The organism is Variovorax sp. P1_G12, from assembly GCF_056405555.1.
In genome coordinates this window covers 77,646-96,252 of the sequence record NZ_JBFUBW010000028.1, presented here as the reverse complement: position 1 = coordinate 96,252, position 18,607 = coordinate 77,646, and the positions used below count along the sequence as shown (strand labels likewise).

Sequence of the window (18,607 nt, the reverse complement as noted above, 5' to 3'; positions counted from 1 at the left end):
TCAGCGGCCTCGCAATCGCGCCCCGGCGTGCTACAGCGGCGCTGCCTTCAGCACCCCGCCAGCCCGCACGAAGTTGCCTGCGCCAAGGTGATGAATGGTCTGCAAGTCCGCGTTGTCCTCGCGAAACAACCAGTGCCCAGCGGCGAAGATGCGCGAATCCGCCGCCGCCGCGACCACCTCGCCGAAGCAGGTGTCATAGGCATCCTCGGCGTGCGGCTCGCGGATCAACCGGCATTCGAGCCAAGCGGCGCAGCCCGCCTCCGGCAGGGGCATGCCCAGCACAGGACCGCGGCTCGCCTCAATGCCGTAKCGCTCGAACTTGTCGAGCGCGCGGCCGCTCGTGCTGCCGATGGCGTAGGTCAGGTCCACGAGCGCCGTGCCGGGCAGGCAGATGCCGAAGGCGCCGCTGGCCGCGACGAGCTCGCGCGTGTAGGTGTTCTTGTCGATCACCACCGCGATGCGGGGCGGCGTGAACTCCACCGGCATCGACCAGGCGGCCGCCATCACGTTGCGGCGCGCACCGTCGGCGCTCGTCACCCAAACGGTCGGGCCATGGTTGACGAGGCGGCTTGCATGCGCGAGCGCGACCGGCTGGAAATGATTCATCGCGGACATCCTCGTGGTTCGACTCGGCATTGTGGACGCCCCGCCTGGCCCTGAAGAACCACCGGGGCGGCGGCCTCAGCGCATCGCCCGTGCAATCCCCTGCGCCGCATTGCGCAGCTTGTCCAGTTGCTTCAGCGCCTCCGGCAGCGGCATCCGCACCGCCGGCGCCTGCAGCGCCACCGCGCAGCGCACCGGCCCGTGCGCATCGTCGCGCACGGGCACCGCGACGCAGACCAGCCCATCGATGAACTCCTCGGCATCGACCGAATGCCCATCCTGCCGGATGCGGTCGAGCTCGGCTTCCAGCGCCTCGCGCGAGCACAGCGTGTGCGAGGTGTAGCGCTGGTACTGCAGCCCGTCGAGCAGGCGCTCGCGCTGGGGCTTCGGCAGATGGGCCAGGAACAGCTTGCCGCTGGCCGAGCAGTGCAGCGGCACGCGCGAGCCGGGGCCGAGCTCCAGCCTGAGCGGAAATGCGGTCTCGACGCGATCGAGATAGATCACCTCGGCGCCCGACAGCGCCGTGAGGTTGCAGGTCTCTCCCACGTCCGCCACCAGTTGGCGCAGCACCGCATGCCGCACGCCGGTCGAGGTGCTGCCGCGCAGCACCGTTTCGGCGAAGCGCATCAGGCGCGGCGTGATCGCATAGCGCCGGCCGTCGCCGCCGCGCGCCAGCAGGCCACCGACTTCCAACTGCTGCAGCATCCGGTGAACCGAGGGCTTCGGCTGGCCGCTCAGGCGCACGATGTCGACAAGCGTCTGGGGCTCGGGGGCGGAACACACCAACTCCAGCAATTGCAGCAGGCGCAGGCCGGGCGTGGCGGCGTGTTCGGTCTCCTCGGCAGGAGGCGATTCGGAATAACTCATCTGAAATCTCGAAAATCGAGACGGATTAAATAATAATTCCGAGATTCTGCCGCAGATTCGCTAAAGTTCCGAGGAGAGACATTTCTATGCCCATGAATATTCCCCTCGACAACCTCGTCATCACCGGCGCCTGCGGCGGCCTGGGCCGCGCCTTGGCCACCGAGGCGCTGGCGCGCGGGGCCAAGGTTGCCCTGGTCGGCCTGGACCGCGCCACGCTCGACGCCCTGGCCGCCACTGCGCCCGGGCGCTGCGCCATCTATACGCCGGAGGTCAGCGACAGCGGCGCGATGCAGGCGATGGCCCAGGACTGGGTTGGCCGCTTCGGCACGCCCGACGCCGTGATCGCGAACGCCGGCGTGGCCGGCGGCTTCGACACCGCGCAGGCCTCGGACCTGGCGGTGTTCCGCCGCATCCTCGAGATCAACCTGCTGGGCGTCGCCACCACCTTCCAGCCCTTCGTTGCGCCGATGCGCGAGCGCGGCCGCGGCATGCTTGCGGGCATCGCCAGCCTGGCCGGTCGCCGCGGCCTGCCCGGCAACGGCGCCTACTGCGCCAGCAAGGGCGGCCTGATCCGCTATCTGGAAAGCCTGCGCGCCGAGCTGCGGCCGAACGGCGTGCAGGTCTGCACCGTGAGTCCGGGCTACCTGCGCACCGCGCTGACGGCCGGCAATCGCTTCGCGATGCCGGGGTTGATGGCGCCCGAGGCCGCGGCCAGCGCCATCCTGCGCGCCCTGTCGCAAGGGCAGGAGCAGCTGGTGCTGCCGCGCCGTCTCGGCTGGCTGTCGAATGCGCTGGGCCTGCTGCCCGATGCCTGGCACGATGCGCTGCTGCTGCGGCAGCCGCGCAAGCCGCGCGCGGGCGATCCCGGCGCCACGCCGATCCCGGGCTTGCCCGCAGACGCCACGTCTCGCGCGCCGGCCTCTGCACCCGAATCCACCGCGCACTGACCGCGCGGCCACCCTGAAGCCGGAGTTTTTTTCGTGAGCCATCCCGTGTCCGCACCCGTGCCCTCGCACCAGCAAATCGCACTGATCGGCGCCGGCCCCTCGGGTCTCGCCGGCGCCCGCAACCTGCAGAAGCTCGGCATTCCGTTCCAGGGCTTCGAGGCCTACGACGACGTCGGCGGGCTCTGGAACATCGGCAATCCGCGCAGCACGGTCTACCAGTCGGCGCACCTGATCTCGTCGAAGCGCACCACCGAGTTCGCCGAGTTCCCGATGGCGGACAGCGTGGCCGACTACCCGAGCCACACCGAGCTGTGCCGCTATTTCAGCGACTTCGCCGACCACTTCGACCTGCGCCGCCACTTCCGCTTCGGCACCCGCGTGATCCGCGTCGAGCCGGTGAGCGAGACCGCCTCGACGCTCTGGCGCGTCAGCGTGGACGCCGGCAACGGCCGCATCGAGAGCGCCGACTACAAGGGCGTGATCATCGCCAACGGCACCCTGTCCGAACCCAGCATGCCGCGCTTCGAGGGGCACTTCGACGGCGAACTGCTGCACACCTCGGCCTACAAGCACGCGAAGCTGTTCCAGGACAAGCGCGTGCTGGTGGTCGGCGCCGGCAACAGCGGCTGCGACATCGCGGTCGATGCGGTGCACTATGCGAAGAGCGTCGATCTCTCGGTGCGCCGCGGCTACTACTTCGTGCCCAAGTACATCTTCGGCAAGCCGGCCGATACGCTCGGCGGCAAGCGTCCGCTGCCGGCCTGGATCAAGCAGCGGCTCGACGCCAAGGTGCTGCAGTGGTTCACCGGCGATCCGGTGCGCTTCGGGTTCCCGAAACCCGACTACCTCATGTACGAATCGCATCCGGTGGTGAACTCGCTGGTGCTGCACCACATCGGCCATGGCGACATCGGCGTGCGCGCCGACATCTCGCGCCTCGACGGCCACACGGTGCACTTCAAGGACGGCAGCGCGCGCGACTACGACCTGATCCTGTGCGCCACCGGCTACAAGCTGCACTACCCCTTCATCGACCGCACCTGGCTCAACTGGCAGGGCATGGCGCCCAAGCTGTACCTGAACATCTTCGCGCCGGGCTTCGACAACCTCGCGGTGCTCGGCATGATCGAGGCCAGCGGCATCGGCTGGCAGGGGCGCTACGAGCAGGCCGAACTGGTCGCGCGCTACTTCAAGGCGCAGGCCGACGGCCGCCCGCAGGCGGCCGTGCTGAAGCGGGCCAAGGCCGGCCCGACGCCCGATCTCTCGGGCGGCTACAGCTACCTGAAGCTCGAGCGCATGGCCTACTACGTTCACAAGGACAGCTATCGCCGCGCGGTGCGCGACGCTGCCGCCGCGCTCGCCTGAGGAAACCCACCCATGCTGCCTGTCGACGAGGTCCGCCTCAATTTCAATCCGGCCTCGCTGATCGCACTCAACGCGGTGCTCGGCTTCCTGATGTTCGGCATCGCGCTGGACACGCGCGTCGCCGATTTCAAGCGCGTGATGCGCATGCCGGTGGCGATGGCGGTCGGCATCGCGGCGCAGTTCATCGTGCTGCCGGCGGTCACCTTCGGGCTCACGCTGCTGCTGAATCCGGCGCCGAGCATCGCGCTCGGCATGATCCTGGTGGCCTGCTGCCCGCCCGGCAACGTGTCGAACATCCTGACCCACCGCGCGGGCGGCAACGTGGCGCTGTCGGTGTCGATGACCGCGATCTCGAACCTGATCTCGATCGTCGTGATGCCGCTCAACTTCGCCTTCTGGGGCGGGCTGCATCCCACGGCGGCACCGCTGCTCAAGGCCATCGCGCTCGACCCGGCCGAGATGGTGCTGCACATCGTGACGATCATCGGCGCGCCCTTCGTCATCGGGCTGGCCTGCTCCCATTGGCTGCCGCGGCTCACCGAGCGCATCAAGAAGCCGGCCCGGATCCTGAGCTTCGTCTGCCTGGTCGGCTTCATCCTGGCGGCGATCGCCGGCAACTGGCGCTACTTCCTCGACTACGTCGGCCTGGTGCTGGTGGCGGTGGTGCTGCACGACGCGCTGGCCTTCGCCACCGGCTATGCCTGCGCCACGGCCACCGGGCTGGCGGAATACGACCGCCGCGCGGTCAGCTTCGAGGTCGGCATCCGCAATGCCGGCCTCGGGCTGGTGCTGATTTTCAGCTTCTTCGGCGGCCTCGGCGGCATGGCGGTGGTCGCCGGCGTCTGGGGCTTCTGGGACATCGTCGCGGGCCTCGGGCTCGCCGCCTGGTGGGCGCGCCGCCCGCTGTCTTCACCGGCCGCGCGTTCGGCCTGAATCATGGATGTAGTTCTGCCCTTCGCGGCACGCCGGGTGCTCGTCACCGGCGCCGACGGTTTCCTCGGCCGCACGGTGGTGGCCGCCCTCGCCGCCCTGCCCGACATCGACTGCGTGCTCGCCCTCGACGTGCGCGAGGTGCCGGCCGCGCGGCGCGTGCCCGGCGTCAGCTATGCGGTGCAGGACGTGCGCGGCGCGGAGCTCGGTGCCACGTTCGGCCGGCACGCGATCGACGCCGTGGTGCACCTGGCCTCGATCGTCACGCCCGGCCCCGGCAGCACGCGCGAGTTCGAGCACTCGGTCGACGTGCTCGGGACCCGCAATGTGCTCGAGGCCTGCGTCGCGCACGGTGTGCGGCACATCGTCGTGTCCTCGAGCGGCGCCGCCTACGGCTACCACGCCGACAACCCGGCGTGGATCGACGAAGACGACGCGCTGCGCGGCAACCAGAGCTTCGCCTACTCGGACCACAAGCGGCAGGTGGAGGAGATGCTGGCCGAATACCGCGTCGACCACCCCACGCTGCAGCAGACGGTGCTGCGCATCGGCACCATCCTGGGCACCCACGTGCACAACCAGATCACGGCGCTGTTCGACAAGCCGCGCATCCTCGCGATCCGCGGCAGCGACAGTCCCTTCGTATTCATCTGGGACGAGGACGTGACCGGCTGCGTAGTCCATGCCATCACCACCGGCCGCACCGGCTGCTTCAATGTCGCCGGCGACGGCGCGCTCACGTTGCCGCAGATCGCGGCGCTGCTGCGCAAGCCGCTGTTGTCGATGCCGGCATCGCTGCTCAAGCTCGCGCTGGCCGTCGGCTCGCGGCTGGGCATCAGCCGCTACGGTCCCGAGCAACTCGACTTCCTGCGCTATCGCCCGGTGCTGTGCAACAAGCGGCTCAAGACCGAATTCGGCTATGTGCCGAAGAAGACCAGCCTGGAGGCGTTCATGGCATTCAAGGCCGCCCGCTGCGCGCAAGGGACACGAGCCGGCCAGGCGTCGGCATGAGCGCGGCGCCGGACCGCTCCAAGCAAGCTCGCGCCGCAGTGCGCAGCACGGAGGCTACCCAATGAACACGACGCTGAGCCGCGGCGACCTCGCCGCCGCGATGGGCGTGGTCCTGATCTGGGGCCTCAACTTCGTCGCCATGAAGCTCGGGCTGCAGGACCTGAGCCCGATGCTGCTCGGCGCGCTGCGCTTCGCCGTCGCGTCGCTGCCGCTGCTGCTGTTCGTGGCGCGGCCGGCCATGCCCTGGCGCTATCTCGCCGCCTACGGGCTGGCGCAGGGTGTGGGCCAGTTCGGCCTGCTGTTCCTCGGCCTGCAGCTCGGCATGACCGCCGGCATGGCCTCGGTCGTGATGCAGACCCAGGCCTTCTTCACGCTGCTGCTCGCCGGGCCGCTGCTGGGCGAACGGGTGCAGCGCAGCCAGTGGCTCGGGCTCGCGGTTGCGCTCGCTGGCCTGCTGGTGATCGCCGCCGCGCACGGCGACGGCCCGGGCCAGATGACCCTGATCGGCTTCATCCTCACGCTGTCGGCCGCGCTGATGTGGGCCGTATCCAACGTGGTGGTGCGCTTCGCGGTGCGGGCCGCGCCCGGCTACGATCCCTTCGGCTTCATCGTCTGGAGCAGCCTGGTGCCGGTGCTGCCTTTCACGCTGCTGGCGGTGGCCACGGACGGCCCGGCGCAGGTGCTGCGCCAGATCGGCGGGCTCGACCTGCGGGCCCTGCTGGCGGTGCTGTTCCTGGCCTGGTTCGCCACCCTGCTCGCCTACACGCTGTGGACCCGACTGTTGCAGCGCCATGCGGCCGGCCGCGTGGTGCCGTTCTCGCTGCTGGTGCCGGTGGTCGGGCTGGCGGCCGCGGCACTCGCCTTCGGCGAGCGGCCGAGCCCGGCGCAGTGGCTCGGCACCGCGGCGGTGCTGCTGGGCCTGGCGATCAACCAGGGCCTCGCCGCCCGAGTCCGGGGCTGGTGGGGGCGCCGGCCGGTACCGGCGCGCAGCCGGCCCTGAAGCGGACCGGCTTCAGCGCTGTGCCTTGTCCTTCTGGTTCTGCGCCTCGATGCGCTCGCGCGCGGCCAGCCAGTCGGCGTCGCTCCACTGGCGCAATTCGTAGAAATTGCCGCCGGTGGCCAGCGCGTTGCCGCCGTCCATCATGATGCTCTGGCCGGTGAGCCAGTCGCACTGGCCGCGCGCCATCAGGAACGCGGCCAGGTTCTGCAGTTCGCTCATCTGCCCGGTGCGCGCCATCGGATTGCTGGCCTTGCTGCGGGCGCCGGGTTCTTCGCCGGGATTCAGGCGCTTGCTCATGCCCTCGGTCGGGATCTCGCCCGGACCCACGGCGTTGAGGCGGATGCCGTAGCGCGCCCACTCGGTCGCCAGCGACTTGGTCATGACCTCGATACCGGCCTTGCTCATCGCCGACGGCACCACGTAGGGGCTGCCGTTGTCGACCCAGGTGACGATGATGCTCATCACGCTGCGGTACGGATCGCCGGCCTTCCACTTGCCCTCCTTGGCCTCGGCCACCCAGCGCTTGCCCACCGCCTGCGTGACGTAGAAGCTGCCGTGGAAGACGATGTTGGCGACCGCGTCGAAGGCCCGCGGCGACAGGCTCTCGGTCGGCGCCACGAAGTTGCCGGCCGCGTTGTTGATCAGCCCGGTCAGGCCGCCGGACTGCCACAGGCTCTCGACCATCTCGTCCACCGCCTGCGCATTGCGGATGTCGACGCCGAAGGTGTCGATGCGGCGGCCCGGGAACTGGCTGCGCCATTCGGCCGCAGTCTCCTCGCAGACGCTCTGGCGCCGGCCGCAGATCGCGACGTCGGCGCCCAGGCTCAGGAAGCGCTCGGCCATCGCACGGCCGAGGCCGGTGCCGCCGCCGGTCACGAGGATGCGCTGGCCGGCCATGAGATCGGATTGGAACATGTGGGGTCTCCTTGTCTTCGGTGTGGATCGGGCGTCTGCCAGCCGCATCGTAGAGCGCTTGCCCCGACCCGGTAAGCTCCCAAGGTGACACTCTCCCAAGGACGCCCACCGATGCCGAACCCCACTTCCGCCACCTTCGCGCCGCTGGCCGGCGTGCGCGTGCTGAGCCTGGCGCTCAACCTGCCCGGCCCCGCCGCGCTGATGCGTTGCCGCGCCATGGGCGCCGCCTGCCTCAAGTTCGAGCCGCCCTCGGGCGACCCGATGGGCCACTACAACAAGCCGGCCTATGCCGCGCTGCACCAGGGCGTGACGGTGGAAGTGGTCGACCTCAAGGCCGAGGCCGGCCGCGAACGCCTGCACCAGGCGCTGGCCGACTGCGACGTGCTGCTGACTTCGTTCAGGCCCTCGGCGCTCGCCAAGCTCGGACTCGGCTGGGACGCGCTGCAGGCGCGCCATCCCAGGCTGTCGCAGGTCGCGATCGTCGGCGCGCCGGGCGCGCGCGCCGAGGAGCCGGGCCACGACCTCACCTACCTGGCCGAAAGCGGGCTGGTCACCGGCACCGCTCTGCCGCCCACGCTCTACGCCGACATGGGGGGCGCACTGCTCGCGAGCGAGGCGGTGCTGCAGGCGGCGCTGCACGCGCGAAGTTCGCCGGATGCGGGCATCTATCTGGAAGTGGCGCTCAACGCCGCCGCCGACTGGCTCGCGCTGCCGCGCACCTGGGGCTTGTCGCAACCGACCGGCGCAGTCGGCGGCGCCCATGCGGGCTACCGCGTCTATCCGTGCGCCGACGGACGGGTGGCGGTGGCCGCGCTGGAGCCGCATTTCGCGGCCCGGCTCTGCGAGGCGGCCGGCCTGGCCGCCGGCGACATGCTGGCGCCGGCCACCCACGAGGCGCTGGCCGCATGGATCGCCCAGCGCACGCGCGCCGAGCTCGACGCCATGGCGCGCGAGCGCGACGTGCCGCTGCTCACGCTGGCCGATTAGGCGGACCTCCCTGCGCGATGGCGCCGTCGAAAGACGCACGGCGCTCTTGCGCGCGCCCGAGGACCATCGACAGGACGGCCCATCCAAGCACCACCGGCACCGCGCACAGCGCAATCGCGCCGATCTTGAGCCCGACCGCGTGCAGCATGTCGTAGACCCAGCCGTAGAGTGCATCGGAACCCCGGTAGACCACGACGTCGATCAGGTTCTTCGCCTTGTATTTCTCCTCGCGCCCGACGACGGTGAAGAACACCTGCCGCGCCGGATTGGCGATGGCGAAGTTCATCCAGCGCTGGGCCACCTGGAACACCACCACCACCGCCAGGCTCGGCGACGTCGCCAGCGCGAGAAAGCCGATGACGTAGACCATCGGCAGCGCCCCCGCCGCCGCGCCGGTGCCGAAGCGCTGCAGGAGCCGGCCGGTGGCGAACACCTGCGTGGCCAGCGTGAGAAGTCCCACCGCCAGGTCGATGCTCGCGAAGAGCCGAGTCTGCGCCCCCGCACCCTGCACGGTGGCCGCCACCACGTTCGCCTGGGCCAGATAGAGCATCGTCGCGCCGAAGGACAGCAGGCTCACCCAGGCGCCGACGCCGATCAGGTACGGCGAGCGCAGCAGCCCCGACACTCCGGCGAGGGCGCTGCCGCCCACGCGAGGCTCCTCGCGCCGATGACCGCTCAGGCTTGCCCCCGCGCCTCGCTCGAGCCGACGCGCGCAGAACACCGCGATCTCGAGGAACACGATGGCCGCGATCAGCAGGTTGTGCGGCCCCAGCGGCACCGAGAGCGCGATGGTGATCACCGGCCCCAGCAGCGCGCCGGCCGTGCCGCCGGCGCCGATGAATCCGAACAGCCGCTTGCCCTGCTCGCTCGTGAAGAGATCGGCCATGAAGGACCAGAACACCGCGACGGCGAACAGGTTGAAGACGCTGACCCAGACGAAGAACACCCGCGCCACGATCACCGGCGCGATGCCCAGCGCCAGCAGCGCCCAGAACGCCGCGAGATTGACGACGAAGAAGTGATAGACGATCGGGATGAACCGAGCGCGCGGCAGCCGCGCCACCAGCACGCCGTAGAGCGGCTGCCCGGCCAGCAGCGTCACGAAGGTCGCGGTGAAGAGCCACGGCAGCGCCCGCGTTCCGCCTGCGATCCCCATCTGGTCGCGCAGCGGCCGCAGCACGTAATAGCCCGCCAGGAGCGCGAAGAAATAGCCGAAGGACCACAGCGCCGCCGCCAACTCCTGCGGCGTCGCCGGCACCGCCCGCCGCAGCCAGCCCTGGAATGGCGTCATGGCGCCAGCGATAGCTTCTGCCTGAGTTCAGCCGCGCTCACCGCCTGTCCGTAGCCCGGCGCGCCGCGCTGGAATCGCCGGGCGTCGGCCAGCTTGCCGACCACGACGGGGTCGAAGCCGGCATCCTCGACCAGCCCCGCCGCGACCCTGACGGCTTCAGGATCGTCGCCCGCGATCGGTATCGCCAGCCTCGGCGCGGGCCGGTGGGCCTCGCGGGCGAAGATCGCGTAGGACATCGTGTTGAACGCGCGCACCAGCCGCGCGTTCGCGAGGTACTTCTGCGACACGGCGCCGATGCCCTCCTGCTCGACCTCGTCCGCCACGACCCCGTCACGCGAGGCCACGGCATTGCAGGCATCGAGCAGGATCTTTCCCCGGAGCGCTGCGCCGTGATCGCGGCCGATCTGCGGCAGCGCGCCATAGGGCACCGCGATGAAGAGCGCGTCGCCGAAGGCGATCGCCTGCGCCACGGTGCCGGCGCTCGCGAGCGGGCCGAGGCTCGCGACCAGGTCCTTGAGTTCGTCGGGATGGCGCGACGACAGCATCACCGGATGGCCGGCCTTGACCCACAGTCCGCCGATCGTGCCGCCGATGCGGCCCGCGCCGATGATGCCGATGCGCATGCCGGCCGTGGTCTGCGCCCGGGCGCGGCCCGGCCGGAACGCCGCGAGGACGGTCCATGCGCCGCCCGCCGCGAGCAGGCCGCGGCGGGTGCGAGCGAAGGGTTGATGTTGGGGCATCGAAACCTCCTGGAGTTCCAGGCGATCATCCGCCGCCGGGTGAGGCCGCGCAAGCAGGCCGCGGCACGCTCAGAGCTTGATGCCCGCGGCCTTCACCGTCGGCCCGAGCACGCCCACCTGCTCCTTGACCATGGCCTCGAAGCGGGAGGTGCTCTCGGGCCTGGCGACGATGCCGAGTTCGATCAGCTTCTTCTGCACCTCGGGCATCACCAGCACCTCGTTGCAGGCGGTGTGGAGCCGCACGACCATCTCGGGCGGCAGCCTGGCCGGGCCGCTCAGTCCGAAGAAGTTCTCGAGCACGAGTTTCGGCTGGCCCAGCTCCACGATGGTCGGCACCTCCGGCATCAACGGCGAGCGTGCGCTGCCGGTCACGGCGAGCGGCACCAGCTGGCCGCTCTTGAAGAACGGCACGTAGGCGGTGATGACGTCGATGCCGACCGGGATCACGTTGGCGATCAGGTCGGTGGTCATCGGGGCGCCGCCGCGGTACGGCACGTGCACCAGGTTCGCGCCGGTGGTCTTGCGGATCAGCTCGCCGTGGATGTGGCCGATCGATCCGGGCCCACCGGAGCCGAAGTCCAGCCGCCCTTCCTTGCGTGCCCGCGCCTCGAGTTCGGCCCACGTGGTGATGCCCGAGGGCTTGCTGGCCATGATCACCAGCGGCGCCGAGCCCAGGTAGGCGATGTGGGTGAAGGCGCTGACCGGGTCGTAGGGCTGCTTGTCGAGGGTGAACGGGCCGAGCGCGATCGGCGTGGTGTTCGACAGCATGAAGGTGGCCCCATCGGGCGCCGCCGCGGCCACCTGGGCGCCTCCGATCGTGCCGCCGGCGCCGGGCTTGTTGTCCACCACCACGGCCTGGCCCAGCTTCTTGCCCAGTTGTTCGGCCATCACGCGGGCCAGGATGTCGCTCGATCCGCCGGGCGGAAAGGTCACGATGATCTTGATCGGCTTGTCCGGCCACTGGGCGAAGGCCGGCAGGCCCAGCGCGGCGGCGCCTGCGGCCAGCAGTTGGAGTGCGCCGCGGCGCGTGGGGTGAATCAGGTGGGTCATGGGGTGGTGCAGCAAGAGGGATGCCTGACTCTAGGAACGCAGCCATGGCACGCCAATCGCTAGGCAGCAATCAGCGGCATAGCAAAGCGCCGCCCCGGAGCCCGCCGGCGACCGGCGCCGGTGCCCCGAGGCACCAAATCTGTGCAGGAGACAGGCGATGTCCCGTACCAACGACCCCTTCGATACCTACCTGCTGCGCGTCTTCAGCATCCTGATGAACGAGCGCAGCGTCTCGCGCGCGGCGACGCGCCTGAACCAGTCGCAGCCCGCGGTCAGCACCGCGCTGAAGCGGCTGCGCGAGATCTTCGACGACCCCCTGTTGATCAAGGACAAGCAGCGCATGGTGCCGACCGAGCGCGCGCTGCAGCTGGAGGCCTCGGTTCGCACGGTGCTCGGCGAGATCGATGCCCTGCTCTCGCCCGGCGACGCCTTCGACCCGGCCACCACGCACCAGACCTTCCGCATCGGCACGCCCGACTACCTGGCGCCGCCGCTGATGGCGGCCGTGGTGCACTATTTGCGCACCACGGCACCCGGCGCGCGGATCCTGCTGCAGCCGCTCGGTCAGGACTACGACTTCGATGCCGCGCTCGCCGAAGGTGCGCTGGACGTGGTGATCGGCAACTGGCCGCAGCCGCCCGAGCACCTGCGCACCACGTTGCTGCTGGAGGACGAGATCGTCTGCCTGGTCGACCGCGACCACCCGGGCGCCGCGGGCCTGACGCTCGCGCACTACCTGCAGGGTTCCCATGTGGTCCCGCTGCTCTACAGCGGACTGCAGCGCGGGGTGGTGGAAACCCACCTGGCGGCCCAGCGCATGGCGCGCACACCCACGGTGACCGTGCCCTACTTCTCGATGGCACCTCAGCTCTTGCCCGGCACCGACCTGATCTTCACGACCAGCCGGCATTTCGCTCTGCACTTCGCGGCGACGCTGCCGCTGGCCGTGGTGCCCTCGCCGATCGCCTTCCCGCCGATGCGCTTCTACCAGCTCTGGCACGGGCGCAACCAGCACGCGGCGGCCCACATCTGGTTCCGCTCGCTGTTGTCGGCGGTGATGCGCACCGCCAGCGCCACCCGTCACCTGCGGGTCAGCGCGCCGGTCGTGCCGGAGACCCGGCTGGCGGCCTGAGACAGGCGCGTCGGCCGGTTGGCGTAGGCCGACTGTAAAACGGACGGCAGCGGGACTTTGAATCACAATGCGGGCTTTCGCCGACCGGCCCGTCTCCATGTCCGCCGACCCTCCCCGCCCACTGCTGAGCCCCGAGCACATCGCGATGATCGACAAGGGCGTCTCGGCCATCGTCGCCTCGCGCAATGTCGCGCACCGGCCCAGCCTGATGCGCGCGGTCGGCGCCGGCATCGCACCGGACGGCAGCGAGGTCACGGTCTATGTCTCGCGCAGCCAGTCGCGCCAGCTGCTGCAGGACATCGCCGCCACCGGGCACATCGCGGTGGTCTTCAGCGAACCGCTGAGCCATCGCACGGTGCAGGTGAAGGCCGGCCGCGCGGAGCTTCGGGCCGCCACCGAGGCCGACGAGCCCTTGCTGCGCCGCTACCTGCGCTCGATGGAGCACGAGGTCGGCTGCGTCGGCTACGACATCCCTTTCGTGCGCGCGATGCTGGCCTTCACGCTCGACGATGTGGTGGCGATCCGCTTCAACCCGACCGCGGCCTTCGACCAGACGCCCGGCCCGAAGGCCGGCAGCGCACTGCCCGCTCTTTGAAACACTGCGATGAACCTGCGCGCCACGCCGCCCTCGCTGCATGCGATCCGCGCCTGCTTCGAAGGTGCGATCCCGGCGATGATGGCCACTTGTTCGGAGGACGGCACGCCCAACGTCGCCTACATCTCGCAGGTCTACTACGTCGACGAGCGGCATGTCGCGCTGTCCTTCCAGTTCTTCAACAAGACCCGCCAGAACATCCTGGCCAATCCGCACGCGACGGTGCTGGTGATGGATCCGGTGGTCGCCGCCTTCTACCGGCTCAGGCTGCGCTACCTGCGCACCGAGACCGGCGGGCCGCGCTTCGAAGGCATGAAGGCCCAACTGGCGGGCATCGCCTCCCACTCGGGCATGGCGGGCGTGTTCCGCCTGCTCGGCGCCGACATCTACGAGGTCGAGGCCATCGAGCTTCTGGAAGGCGACGGCCTGGCGCCGCCGCCGCCGCGCCACGGCCTGCTGGCGGGCGTGCGCCGTTGCGCCGAACGGCTGTCCGCCTGCTGCGCGACCGACGAGCTGCTGCAGGCCGTGCTCGCAGTGCTCAACGACCAGCTCGACGTGCGCCACGCGATGGTGCTGATGCGCGACGGCGCGACCGACCGCCTGTACACGGTGGCGAGCTGCGGCTACGCGACCTCGGGCGTCGGCTCCGAGATCGAGATCGGCCATGGCGTGATCGGCGTCGCCGCACGCGAGCGCACGCCGGTGCGCATCAGCCACATGACGAATGCGGCCAGCTACAGCCACGCGGTGCGCAGCAGCATGCGGGAGATCGAGCCCGGCCTGGTGCTCGAGACCGAGATCCCGTTTCCGGGCCTGCCCGAGCCGCACAGCCAGCTCGCGGTGCCGATCGTGTCCTGCGGCCGCCTGCTCGGCGCGCTGTTCGTCGAGAGCCCGCAGGACCTGCGCTTCGGCTTCGAGGACGAGGATGCGCTGGTCACGATCGCCGGCCACCTGGGCGCCGCCCTCGAACTGCTGCGCACCGCCGACGAGCCGGCCGCCTCGGCCGAGCCTGCCGCGCCGGCGCGGCAGACGTCGGCCACGGGCGCCCCGGTCGCGGTGCGCCACTATCTGGCCAACAACAGCGTCTTCATCGGCGACAGCTACCTGATCAAGGGCGTGGCCGGCGCCATCTTCGGCAAGCTGCTGCGCGAGCACGCGCAACAGGGCCGAAGCGAATTCACCAATCGCGAGCTTCGGCTCGACCCGGCGCTGCGGCTGCCCGATCTCTCGGACAACCTGGAGGCGCGGCTGGTGCTGCTGCAGCGCCGGCTGCAGGAGAACAGCCCGCACATCCGGATCGAGAAGACCGGCCGCGGCCGCTTCCAGCTGCGCATCGCGCGGCCGGTCGCGCTGACCGAGATCGCGGGCTGAGCCGGGACTCAGCCCTGCACCAGTCCCGGCACCGCCGGCAGGCCCAGGCTGGCGCTGAGCTTGGTCCATTCGCGCTCGCGCAAATGCGGGCGCACCACGTCCAGCGCCGCGGCGAAGGCCGGCGCCGGCGCATGCGCGCGCATGTCGCCCAGCATTGCGGCGCGCTCGGCCGGGTTCATGAACGGCACCATCCAGCGCAGCACGAACATCATCTCCTCCGGCGGGATCGCGGCCACCAGCGCGTTCTCGATCGCGATCAGCTCGGCGTCGGTGTAGCGGGCCCACAGCACCGCGTTGTGGGCGGTCTCCTCGACATGCATGTGCTCGAAGTTGTGGGCAACGAACAGCGCCAGCGCGCGGTACAGCGCCAGCGTGCCGGCGGCCCGGGCCGCGGGCGCGCATTGCAGCAGGGCCGTGGTCTCGCCGGCCAGCGCGACGATGGCCTGCAGGTGCTCGTCGTGCTCATGCGCGATCTTGCCGCTGGCGCCGGGCGCGCGGGCCTCGATCGCGGTGTGGACGAACTCGTTCTCGTGCCGCAGGTGGGAGCGGCAGAAATCGAGCAGTTCGAGCACCCGCTGAGTGACTTGCGCAAGCTCCAGCGCATCGTCGCTGTCCATCCGCCCGACGGCCAGCAGGGTGTCGGCCATCAGCGCGCGCAACGCCTTGTGAATGCCGGCATACAAATCGACACGGGGCGCTGCGGCCTCCGCGACATGGCGCAGTTCGCGCTGATCGATGTTCATGGGGTCCTCTTTTCGGTTCAGCGGCGGGCGCACCGTGCGCCTGCCTGCTGGAAAAGAAGTCTAGGAATCCACGCCCGCGCGCGCCGCTAAGAATTGCTTACGCAATCCCTCATCAAACCTTAAATTTCGCGCGCGGACCCCCCGGCCGGCAGCCGCCCGTCCCGCTCATCAGGAACAGGAACACCCGGCTGCGTCAGTCCTGCCGAGCCTGGACCGCGATGCGCCGGCGGAACCAGTCGTCCAGCATCGCCTTCTCGTAGCGCAGCCGGTCGCTGGATCCATAGCGATTGACCGTCATGAGGTAGTTCAGGTCGGCCACCTGTTCCTCGGCGCTCGCGATCACCCGGTCGCCGCGCGTCAGCGTGTAGTGCAGCTGGATGCGCGGCCAGGTGATGTCGCGCAGGACTCGCACATCGGTGCCGGTGCGCAAGCGAAACGGCTCGAACCACCCGGCCAGATCGATGTCCAGCACTTCGATGCGCAGCGCGTCGCCCGCCGGCAGGTCGCGCTCGACCAGTTGCCGCAGGTGCCGCTCGATGTCGCGCAGTACTTCAGCGCGCTGCTGCTCGGTGCCGTGGGGATGCGAATACGCGGCATCGGTGAACCTGTCCGGATCGACGAAAACGACCGACAGTGCGGCAGCGGAAGCCGCCGCCGATGCGCCGGCGGCGACGACGATCGCCGCGAGTGTGGAAGTCAGGCGTCGGGGCATGGCGTCTCCTGTCGAGGCCGAGCCTTCTTCGACTCCGCGGCGCGACCCCGGGTTCCGCGCCGGCACGCTCCAGGGTCAGGGCCGAGTGACCTCAGGGGGCCGGCAGTTTCAGGTCGGTCAGCTTGCGCGCGAAGCGCAGGAGCCAGAGCCGCGTCGGCCGTTCAAGGTCGCTTCCGCGTGTGATGCGTGCGCCGACGACGCCCGCCGGGCAGCCGCTCACGATCGCGCCGGCGGCATCCACGGTGCAATCCTCGATGCTGCCGGCCACCCGCTGGCCGCTGGCATCCAGCAGCGTGGTGGCGACCCCGAAGTCGTTGTCGTTGACGAGCGCCAGCGTGTGCTCGTCCACCAGCGTCAGGCCCTCGGCCTTCTCGGCCAGCCAGCCGAGCGCGTTGAGGTCGAGCAGATCGGTCTTCTTCAGCGTCACCACGCTCGACCAGTCGGCACCGCCGGACGCCGCCTGCGTGATGCTGCTGATCTCGAGGTTGTGATCGAGTGCGGCAATGTCGGTCGCATCGGCCGGGATCTCGACCAGCACCAGCTTGTTGAACACCTTGGCATCGCTCTTGCGCGCGCCCTGCTCGATCACGATGAAGCGCCCATTGCCCAGGCTCACGACATCGCCGAGCTTGGCGTTGCCGGTGCGGTCCTTGTCGTACTGGCTGCCGTCGATCGGGTAGGCGTAGAGCTTCGAGCGCTCGGTGGCCGGATCGAACTCGAGCCAGCGCGTGAACTTCGCGAGATGGCGCACGTCGGTCTTCTTGCCGCCGGGCGGCAAGGCCTGGATCGACTTGCCGGCGCCGTCCTTCGGGTCGATCGGGCTCTGCAGGAAGCCGTGCAGCCGGCCGCTGGCGACGTCGAGCGTCAGACCTTCCATGCCGCGGTTGGGGCGCCGCAGCGCGAGCACCGCAGGCAGGTCCGCCGCGCCGCTGCCCGGCGCGTACTTCTTCTCGATGACCCCGCTGTCGATGTTGATGCGAACGATGAAAGGACCGTATTCGTCGCTGCTCCAGAGCACCTTGCGGGCCTTGTCGAGCACCAATGTCTCGGGGTCCAGGCCGTTGGCGTCGAAGTTCGCCTTGGCCGGATCGAAGATGTAGGCGTCGGTCAGCGGCGTCTCGCCGGTGGCCCCCACGCCCGACTGCGGAGGCAGGCCGCTGATTCTGCGAGTGGCATCCTGCTTCAGCGCGACGCTCGTCTGCAGCACGGCACCGCTCTTGCCGACCGTGACCAGTCCGAAGCTCGGCGCGAAGGACGGCGCCGGAAACACCTTGCTGATATTGACACCGGCGCCGCCAGGCACCGGCGCGGTCGGGCCATCGCCGTTGGGGCCACGGTCGGTGATGGCGTAGAACTCCAGCGCGCCATCGGCCGCCGTGCCCTTGAACGCCAGGCCGGAGCCGTAGGCCGGCAGGAAGCCCTTCGGGAAATCGGCGCGCGTCTTCTCGTTGGCGCCTTCATAAGGCACGTTGAACTTCGCGTCGGCCTGCAACTGGTGGCGGGTGACGCTCACCGCAATGGCGCCCAGCGCATGGGTCTGGGTCGAGGTCTCGACCACCGGGGCGCCGAGCTGGGCGGCCAGCGTGTTCTCGAAGTGCTCGCGCGCCAGCGCGCGCCGATTGGCATCGGACACCCGCGTGGCATAGGGGCCCGGCAGCGCCGCGAGCAAGGTGTTGAATGCGCTGTCGAAGCTCGCCGCCGGAGCCGCGAAGTCGAGCGCGCCGGCCTTCAATGCGCCCTTGAGCGCGTCCGCGATGCGGATGCCGTTGGACGGGTCGCCGTCCTCGTCGAAGCTCTGCAGCGCGATCAGGCGGTTGACCACCGCATCGGCCTTCAAGCCCTCGGGCGTGGCCTGCTGCCCCGCCAGCGAGAGCGGCGTGAGGGTGCTGCCGCAGGCGGCGCTGCCGAGCGCCAACGCGCCGAGGCTGAAGCTCACGGTCTCTCCCGCCTTGCAGGCGAACTCGCCCTTGGCCGAGGTGACCGCCTTGGGGGCCGTCCCCGCGACATAGTCCAGGCCTTCGACCGCCGCGTCGAGGAAGACGCCGGCCACACTCGGTACCGTTGCAGCAGTGCCGCCACCGATGGCTGTGCCGCCGCCGGCGCCCGTGCCTCCCGTGCCGCCCGTGGGCAGCACGAAACTGCCGCCGCTGCCGCCACCGCCGCATGCGGCCACCACGAGGCCGGCCCCCACCGCCGCCAGCCACGTCATCCTCGATCGCTCGTTCATTCTTGTTCCTGCACAGTGATGCCCGCGCACCGCGCGCGAGCCCGGGCATTAGTACGGAAGTTTGTGACGCCGCCGTGAAATCGTGCCCCGCATAAACTGGCCGCTCGAACAACAAAGGAGA

At 70.0% G+C, this 18,607-nt stretch carries 18 protein-coding genes; 9 read left to right on the top strand and 9 right to left on the bottom strand.

The window, feature by feature from the left end:
- Positions 1 to 30: 30 nt before the first annotated feature.
- Complete coding sequence (locus AC1D2O_RS27425) at positions 31 to 606, bottom strand: flavin reductase family protein (RefSeq protein WP_478092886.1); 576 nt, start codon at positions 604 to 606, stop codon at positions 31 to 33.
- A gap of 75 nt (positions 607 to 681) precedes the next feature.
- Entirely contained in the window at positions 682 to 1,470 is a 789-nt protein-coding gene (locus tag AC1D2O_RS27420) for an IclR family transcriptional regulator (RefSeq protein WP_478158219.1), read from the bottom strand.
- A gap of 92 nt (positions 1,471 to 1,562) precedes the next feature.
- Here AC1D2O_RS27420 and AC1D2O_RS27415 point away from each other — a divergent pair, with 92 nt between their 5' ends.
- The 5 genes from AC1D2O_RS27415 (at position 1,563) to AC1D2O_RS27395 (ending at position 6,723) form a co-directional block, all read left to right on the top strand.
- Positions 1,563 to 2,417 (top strand): SDR family oxidoreductase, encoded by an 855-nt coding sequence (locus AC1D2O_RS27415; protein WP_478092889.1) that lies wholly within the window; start codon positions 1,563 to 1,565, stop codon positions 2,415 to 2,417.
- Positions 2,418 to 2,450: 33 nt separating this feature from the next.
- Positions 2,451 to 3,782 carry a flavin-containing monooxygenase gene (locus AC1D2O_RS27410; protein ID WP_478158218.1) on the top strand — a complete coding sequence of 444 codons (1,332 nt, stop codon included), beginning with the start codon at positions 2,451 to 2,453 and terminating at the stop codon, positions 3,780 to 3,782.
- Positions 3,783 to 3,794: 12 nt separating this feature from the next.
- The gene (locus AC1D2O_RS27405; protein WP_478093956.1) at positions 3,795 to 4,715 is read left to right on the top strand and encodes a bile acid:sodium symporter family protein; all 921 of its coding nucleotides are present in this window, start codon (positions 3,795 to 3,797) and stop codon (positions 4,713 to 4,715) included.
- A 3-nt stretch (positions 4,716 to 4,718) separates the two neighbouring features.
- Positions 4,719 to 5,723: an SDR family oxidoreductase gene (locus AC1D2O_RS27400; RefSeq protein ID WP_478093958.1), complete on the top strand. Its 1,005-nt coding sequence runs from the start codon at positions 4,719 to 4,721 to the stop codon at positions 5,721 to 5,723.
- A gap of 61 nt (positions 5,724 to 5,784) precedes the next feature.
- Positions 5,785 to 6,723: an EamA family transporter gene (locus AC1D2O_RS27395; protein ID WP_478158217.1), complete on the top strand. Its 939-nt coding sequence runs from the start codon at positions 5,785 to 5,787 to the stop codon at positions 6,721 to 6,723.
- 12 nt (positions 6,724 to 6,735) lie between these two features.
- Here AC1D2O_RS27395 and AC1D2O_RS27390 read toward each other — a convergent pair whose 3' ends face one another.
- Entirely contained in the window at positions 6,736 to 7,638 is a 903-nt protein-coding gene (locus tag AC1D2O_RS27390; RefSeq protein WP_478158216.1) for an SDR family oxidoreductase, read from the bottom strand.
- A gap of 111 nt (positions 7,639 to 7,749) precedes the next feature.
- Between AC1D2O_RS27390 and AC1D2O_RS27385 the strand changes: the two genes are divergently transcribed.
- Entirely contained in the window at positions 7,750 to 8,625 is an 876-nt protein-coding gene (locus AC1D2O_RS27385; protein WP_478088774.1) for a CoA transferase, read from the top strand.
- Here AC1D2O_RS27385 and AC1D2O_RS27380 read toward each other — a convergent pair.
- The 3 genes from AC1D2O_RS27380 to AC1D2O_RS27370 all read right to left on the bottom strand — a co-directional run bounded on the left by AC1D2O_RS27380 (position 8,609) and on the right by AC1D2O_RS27370 (position 11,706).
- Positions 8,609 to 9,916, bottom strand: a complete 1,308-nt coding sequence (locus AC1D2O_RS27380) for an NTP/NDP exchange transporter (RefSeq protein WP_478088776.1) — start codon at positions 9,914 to 9,916, stop codon at positions 8,609 to 8,611. The two genes, AC1D2O_RS27385 and AC1D2O_RS27380, sit on opposite strands and share 17 nt — an antisense overlap.
- Entirely contained in the window at positions 9,913 to 10,656 is a 744-nt protein-coding gene (locus tag AC1D2O_RS27375) for an NADPH-dependent F420 reductase (protein WP_478088778.1), read from the bottom strand. Before AC1D2O_RS27375 ends, AC1D2O_RS27380 begins: the two co-directional genes overlap by 4 nt.
- A 69-nt stretch (positions 10,657 to 10,725) precedes the next feature.
- A complete protein-coding gene (locus AC1D2O_RS27370) occupies positions 10,726 to 11,706 on the bottom strand; it encodes a Bug family tripartite tricarboxylate transporter substrate binding protein (RefSeq protein WP_478088779.1) in 981 nt (326 codons plus the stop codon).
- A gap of 157 nt (positions 11,707 to 11,863) precedes the next feature.
- Between AC1D2O_RS27370 and AC1D2O_RS27365 the strand changes: the two genes are divergently transcribed.
- The 3 genes from AC1D2O_RS27365 to AC1D2O_RS27355 all read left to right on the top strand — a co-directional run bounded on the left by AC1D2O_RS27365 (position 11,864) and on the right by AC1D2O_RS27355 (position 14,804).
- Positions 11,864 to 12,838: a LysR family transcriptional regulator gene (locus AC1D2O_RS27365; protein ID WP_478158215.1), complete on the top strand. Its 975-nt coding sequence runs from the start codon at positions 11,864 to 11,866 to the stop codon at positions 12,836 to 12,838.
- 97 nt (positions 12,839 to 12,935) lie between these two features.
- Positions 12,936 to 13,433: a hypothetical protein gene (locus AC1D2O_RS27360; RefSeq protein ID WP_478088784.1), complete on the top strand. Its 498-nt coding sequence runs from the start codon at positions 12,936 to 12,938 to the stop codon at positions 13,431 to 13,433.
- A gap of 9 nt (positions 13,434 to 13,442) precedes the next feature.
- Positions 13,443 to 14,804, top strand: a complete 1,362-nt coding sequence (locus tag AC1D2O_RS27355; protein WP_478088786.1) for a GAF domain-containing protein — start codon at positions 13,443 to 13,445, stop codon at positions 14,802 to 14,804.
- Between the two features lie 8 nt (positions 14,805 to 14,812).
- On the opposite strand, the gene AC1D2O_RS27350 is transcribed toward AC1D2O_RS27355, so the two are convergent.
- The 3 genes from AC1D2O_RS27350 to AC1D2O_RS27340 form a co-directional block, all read right to left on the bottom strand.
- On the bottom strand, positions 14,813 to 15,547 hold the full coding sequence (locus AC1D2O_RS27350) for a hemerythrin domain-containing protein (RefSeq protein WP_478088788.1): 735 nt from the start codon (positions 15,545 to 15,547) through the stop codon (positions 14,813 to 14,815).
- A gap of 193 nt (positions 15,548 to 15,740) precedes the next feature.
- Positions 15,741 to 16,259, bottom strand: a complete 519-nt coding sequence (locus AC1D2O_RS27345; RefSeq protein WP_478158214.1) for a DUF3016 domain-containing protein — start codon at positions 16,257 to 16,259, stop codon at positions 15,741 to 15,743.
- 91 nt (positions 16,260 to 16,350) lie between these two features.
- Entirely contained in the window at positions 16,351 to 18,486 is a 2,136-nt protein-coding gene (locus AC1D2O_RS27340; RefSeq protein WP_478088793.1) for an esterase-like activity of phytase family protein, read from the bottom strand.
- Positions 18,487 to 18,607 lie beyond the last annotated feature (121 nt).

What these genes read in the sequence shown, in the direction of transcription:
- AC1D2O_RS27420 (WP_478158219.1), bottom strand. Translation starts at nt 1,470, where the DNA reads ATGAGTTATTCCGAATCGCCTCCTGCCGAGGAGACCGAACACGCCGCC.
- AC1D2O_RS27415 (WP_478092889.1), top strand. Translation starts at nt 1,563, where the DNA reads ATGAATATTCCCCTCGACAACCTCGTCATCACCGGCGCCTGCGGCGGC.
- AC1D2O_RS27405 (WP_478093956.1), top strand. Translation starts at nt 3,795, where the DNA reads ATGCTGCCTGTCGACGAGGTCCGCCTCAATTTCAATCCGGCCTCGCTG.
- AC1D2O_RS27400 (WP_478093958.1), top strand. Translation starts at nt 4,719, where the DNA reads ATGGATGTAGTTCTGCCCTTCGCGGCACGCCGGGTGCTCGTCACCGGC.
- AC1D2O_RS27395 (WP_478158217.1), top strand. Translation starts at nt 5,785, where the DNA reads ATGAACACGACGCTGAGCCGCGGCGACCTCGCCGCCGCGATGGGCGTG.
- AC1D2O_RS27390 (WP_478158216.1), bottom strand. Translation starts at nt 7,638, where the DNA reads ATGTTCCAATCCGATCTCATGGCCGGCCAGCGCATCCTCGTGACCGGC.
- AC1D2O_RS27385 (WP_478088774.1), top strand. Translation starts at nt 7,750, where the DNA reads ATGCCGAACCCCACTTCCGCCACCTTCGCGCCGCTGGCCGGCGTGCGC.
- AC1D2O_RS27380 (WP_478088776.1), bottom strand. Translation starts at nt 9,916, where the DNA reads ATGACGCCATTCCAGGGCTGGCTGCGGCGGGCGGTGCCGGCGACGCCG.
- AC1D2O_RS27375 (WP_478088778.1), bottom strand. Translation starts at nt 10,656, where the DNA reads ATGCCCCAACATCAACCCTTCGCTCGCACCCGCCGCGGCCTGCTCGCG.
- AC1D2O_RS27370 (WP_478088779.1), bottom strand. Translation starts at nt 11,706, where the DNA reads ATGACCCACCTGATTCACCCCACGCGCCGCGGCGCACTCCAACTGCTG.
- AC1D2O_RS27365 (WP_478158215.1), top strand. Translation starts at nt 11,864, where the DNA reads ATGTCCCGTACCAACGACCCCTTCGATACCTACCTGCTGCGCGTCTTC.
- AC1D2O_RS27360 (WP_478088784.1), top strand. Translation starts at nt 12,936, where the DNA reads ATGTCCGCCGACCCTCCCCGCCCACTGCTGAGCCCCGAGCACATCGCG.
- AC1D2O_RS27355 (WP_478088786.1), top strand. Translation starts at nt 13,443, where the DNA reads ATGAACCTGCGCGCCACGCCGCCCTCGCTGCATGCGATCCGCGCCTGC.
- AC1D2O_RS27350 (WP_478088788.1), bottom strand. Translation starts at nt 15,547, where the DNA reads ATGAACATCGATCAGCGCGAACTGCGCCATGTCGCGGAGGCCGCAGCG.
- AC1D2O_RS27345 (WP_478158214.1), bottom strand. Translation starts at nt 16,259, where the DNA reads ATGCCCCGACGCCTGACTTCCACACTCGCGGCGATCGTCGTCGCCGCC.
- AC1D2O_RS27340 (WP_478088793.1), bottom strand. Translation starts at nt 18,486, where the DNA reads ATGAACGAGCGATCGAGGATGACGTGGCTGGCGGCGGTGGGGGCCGGC.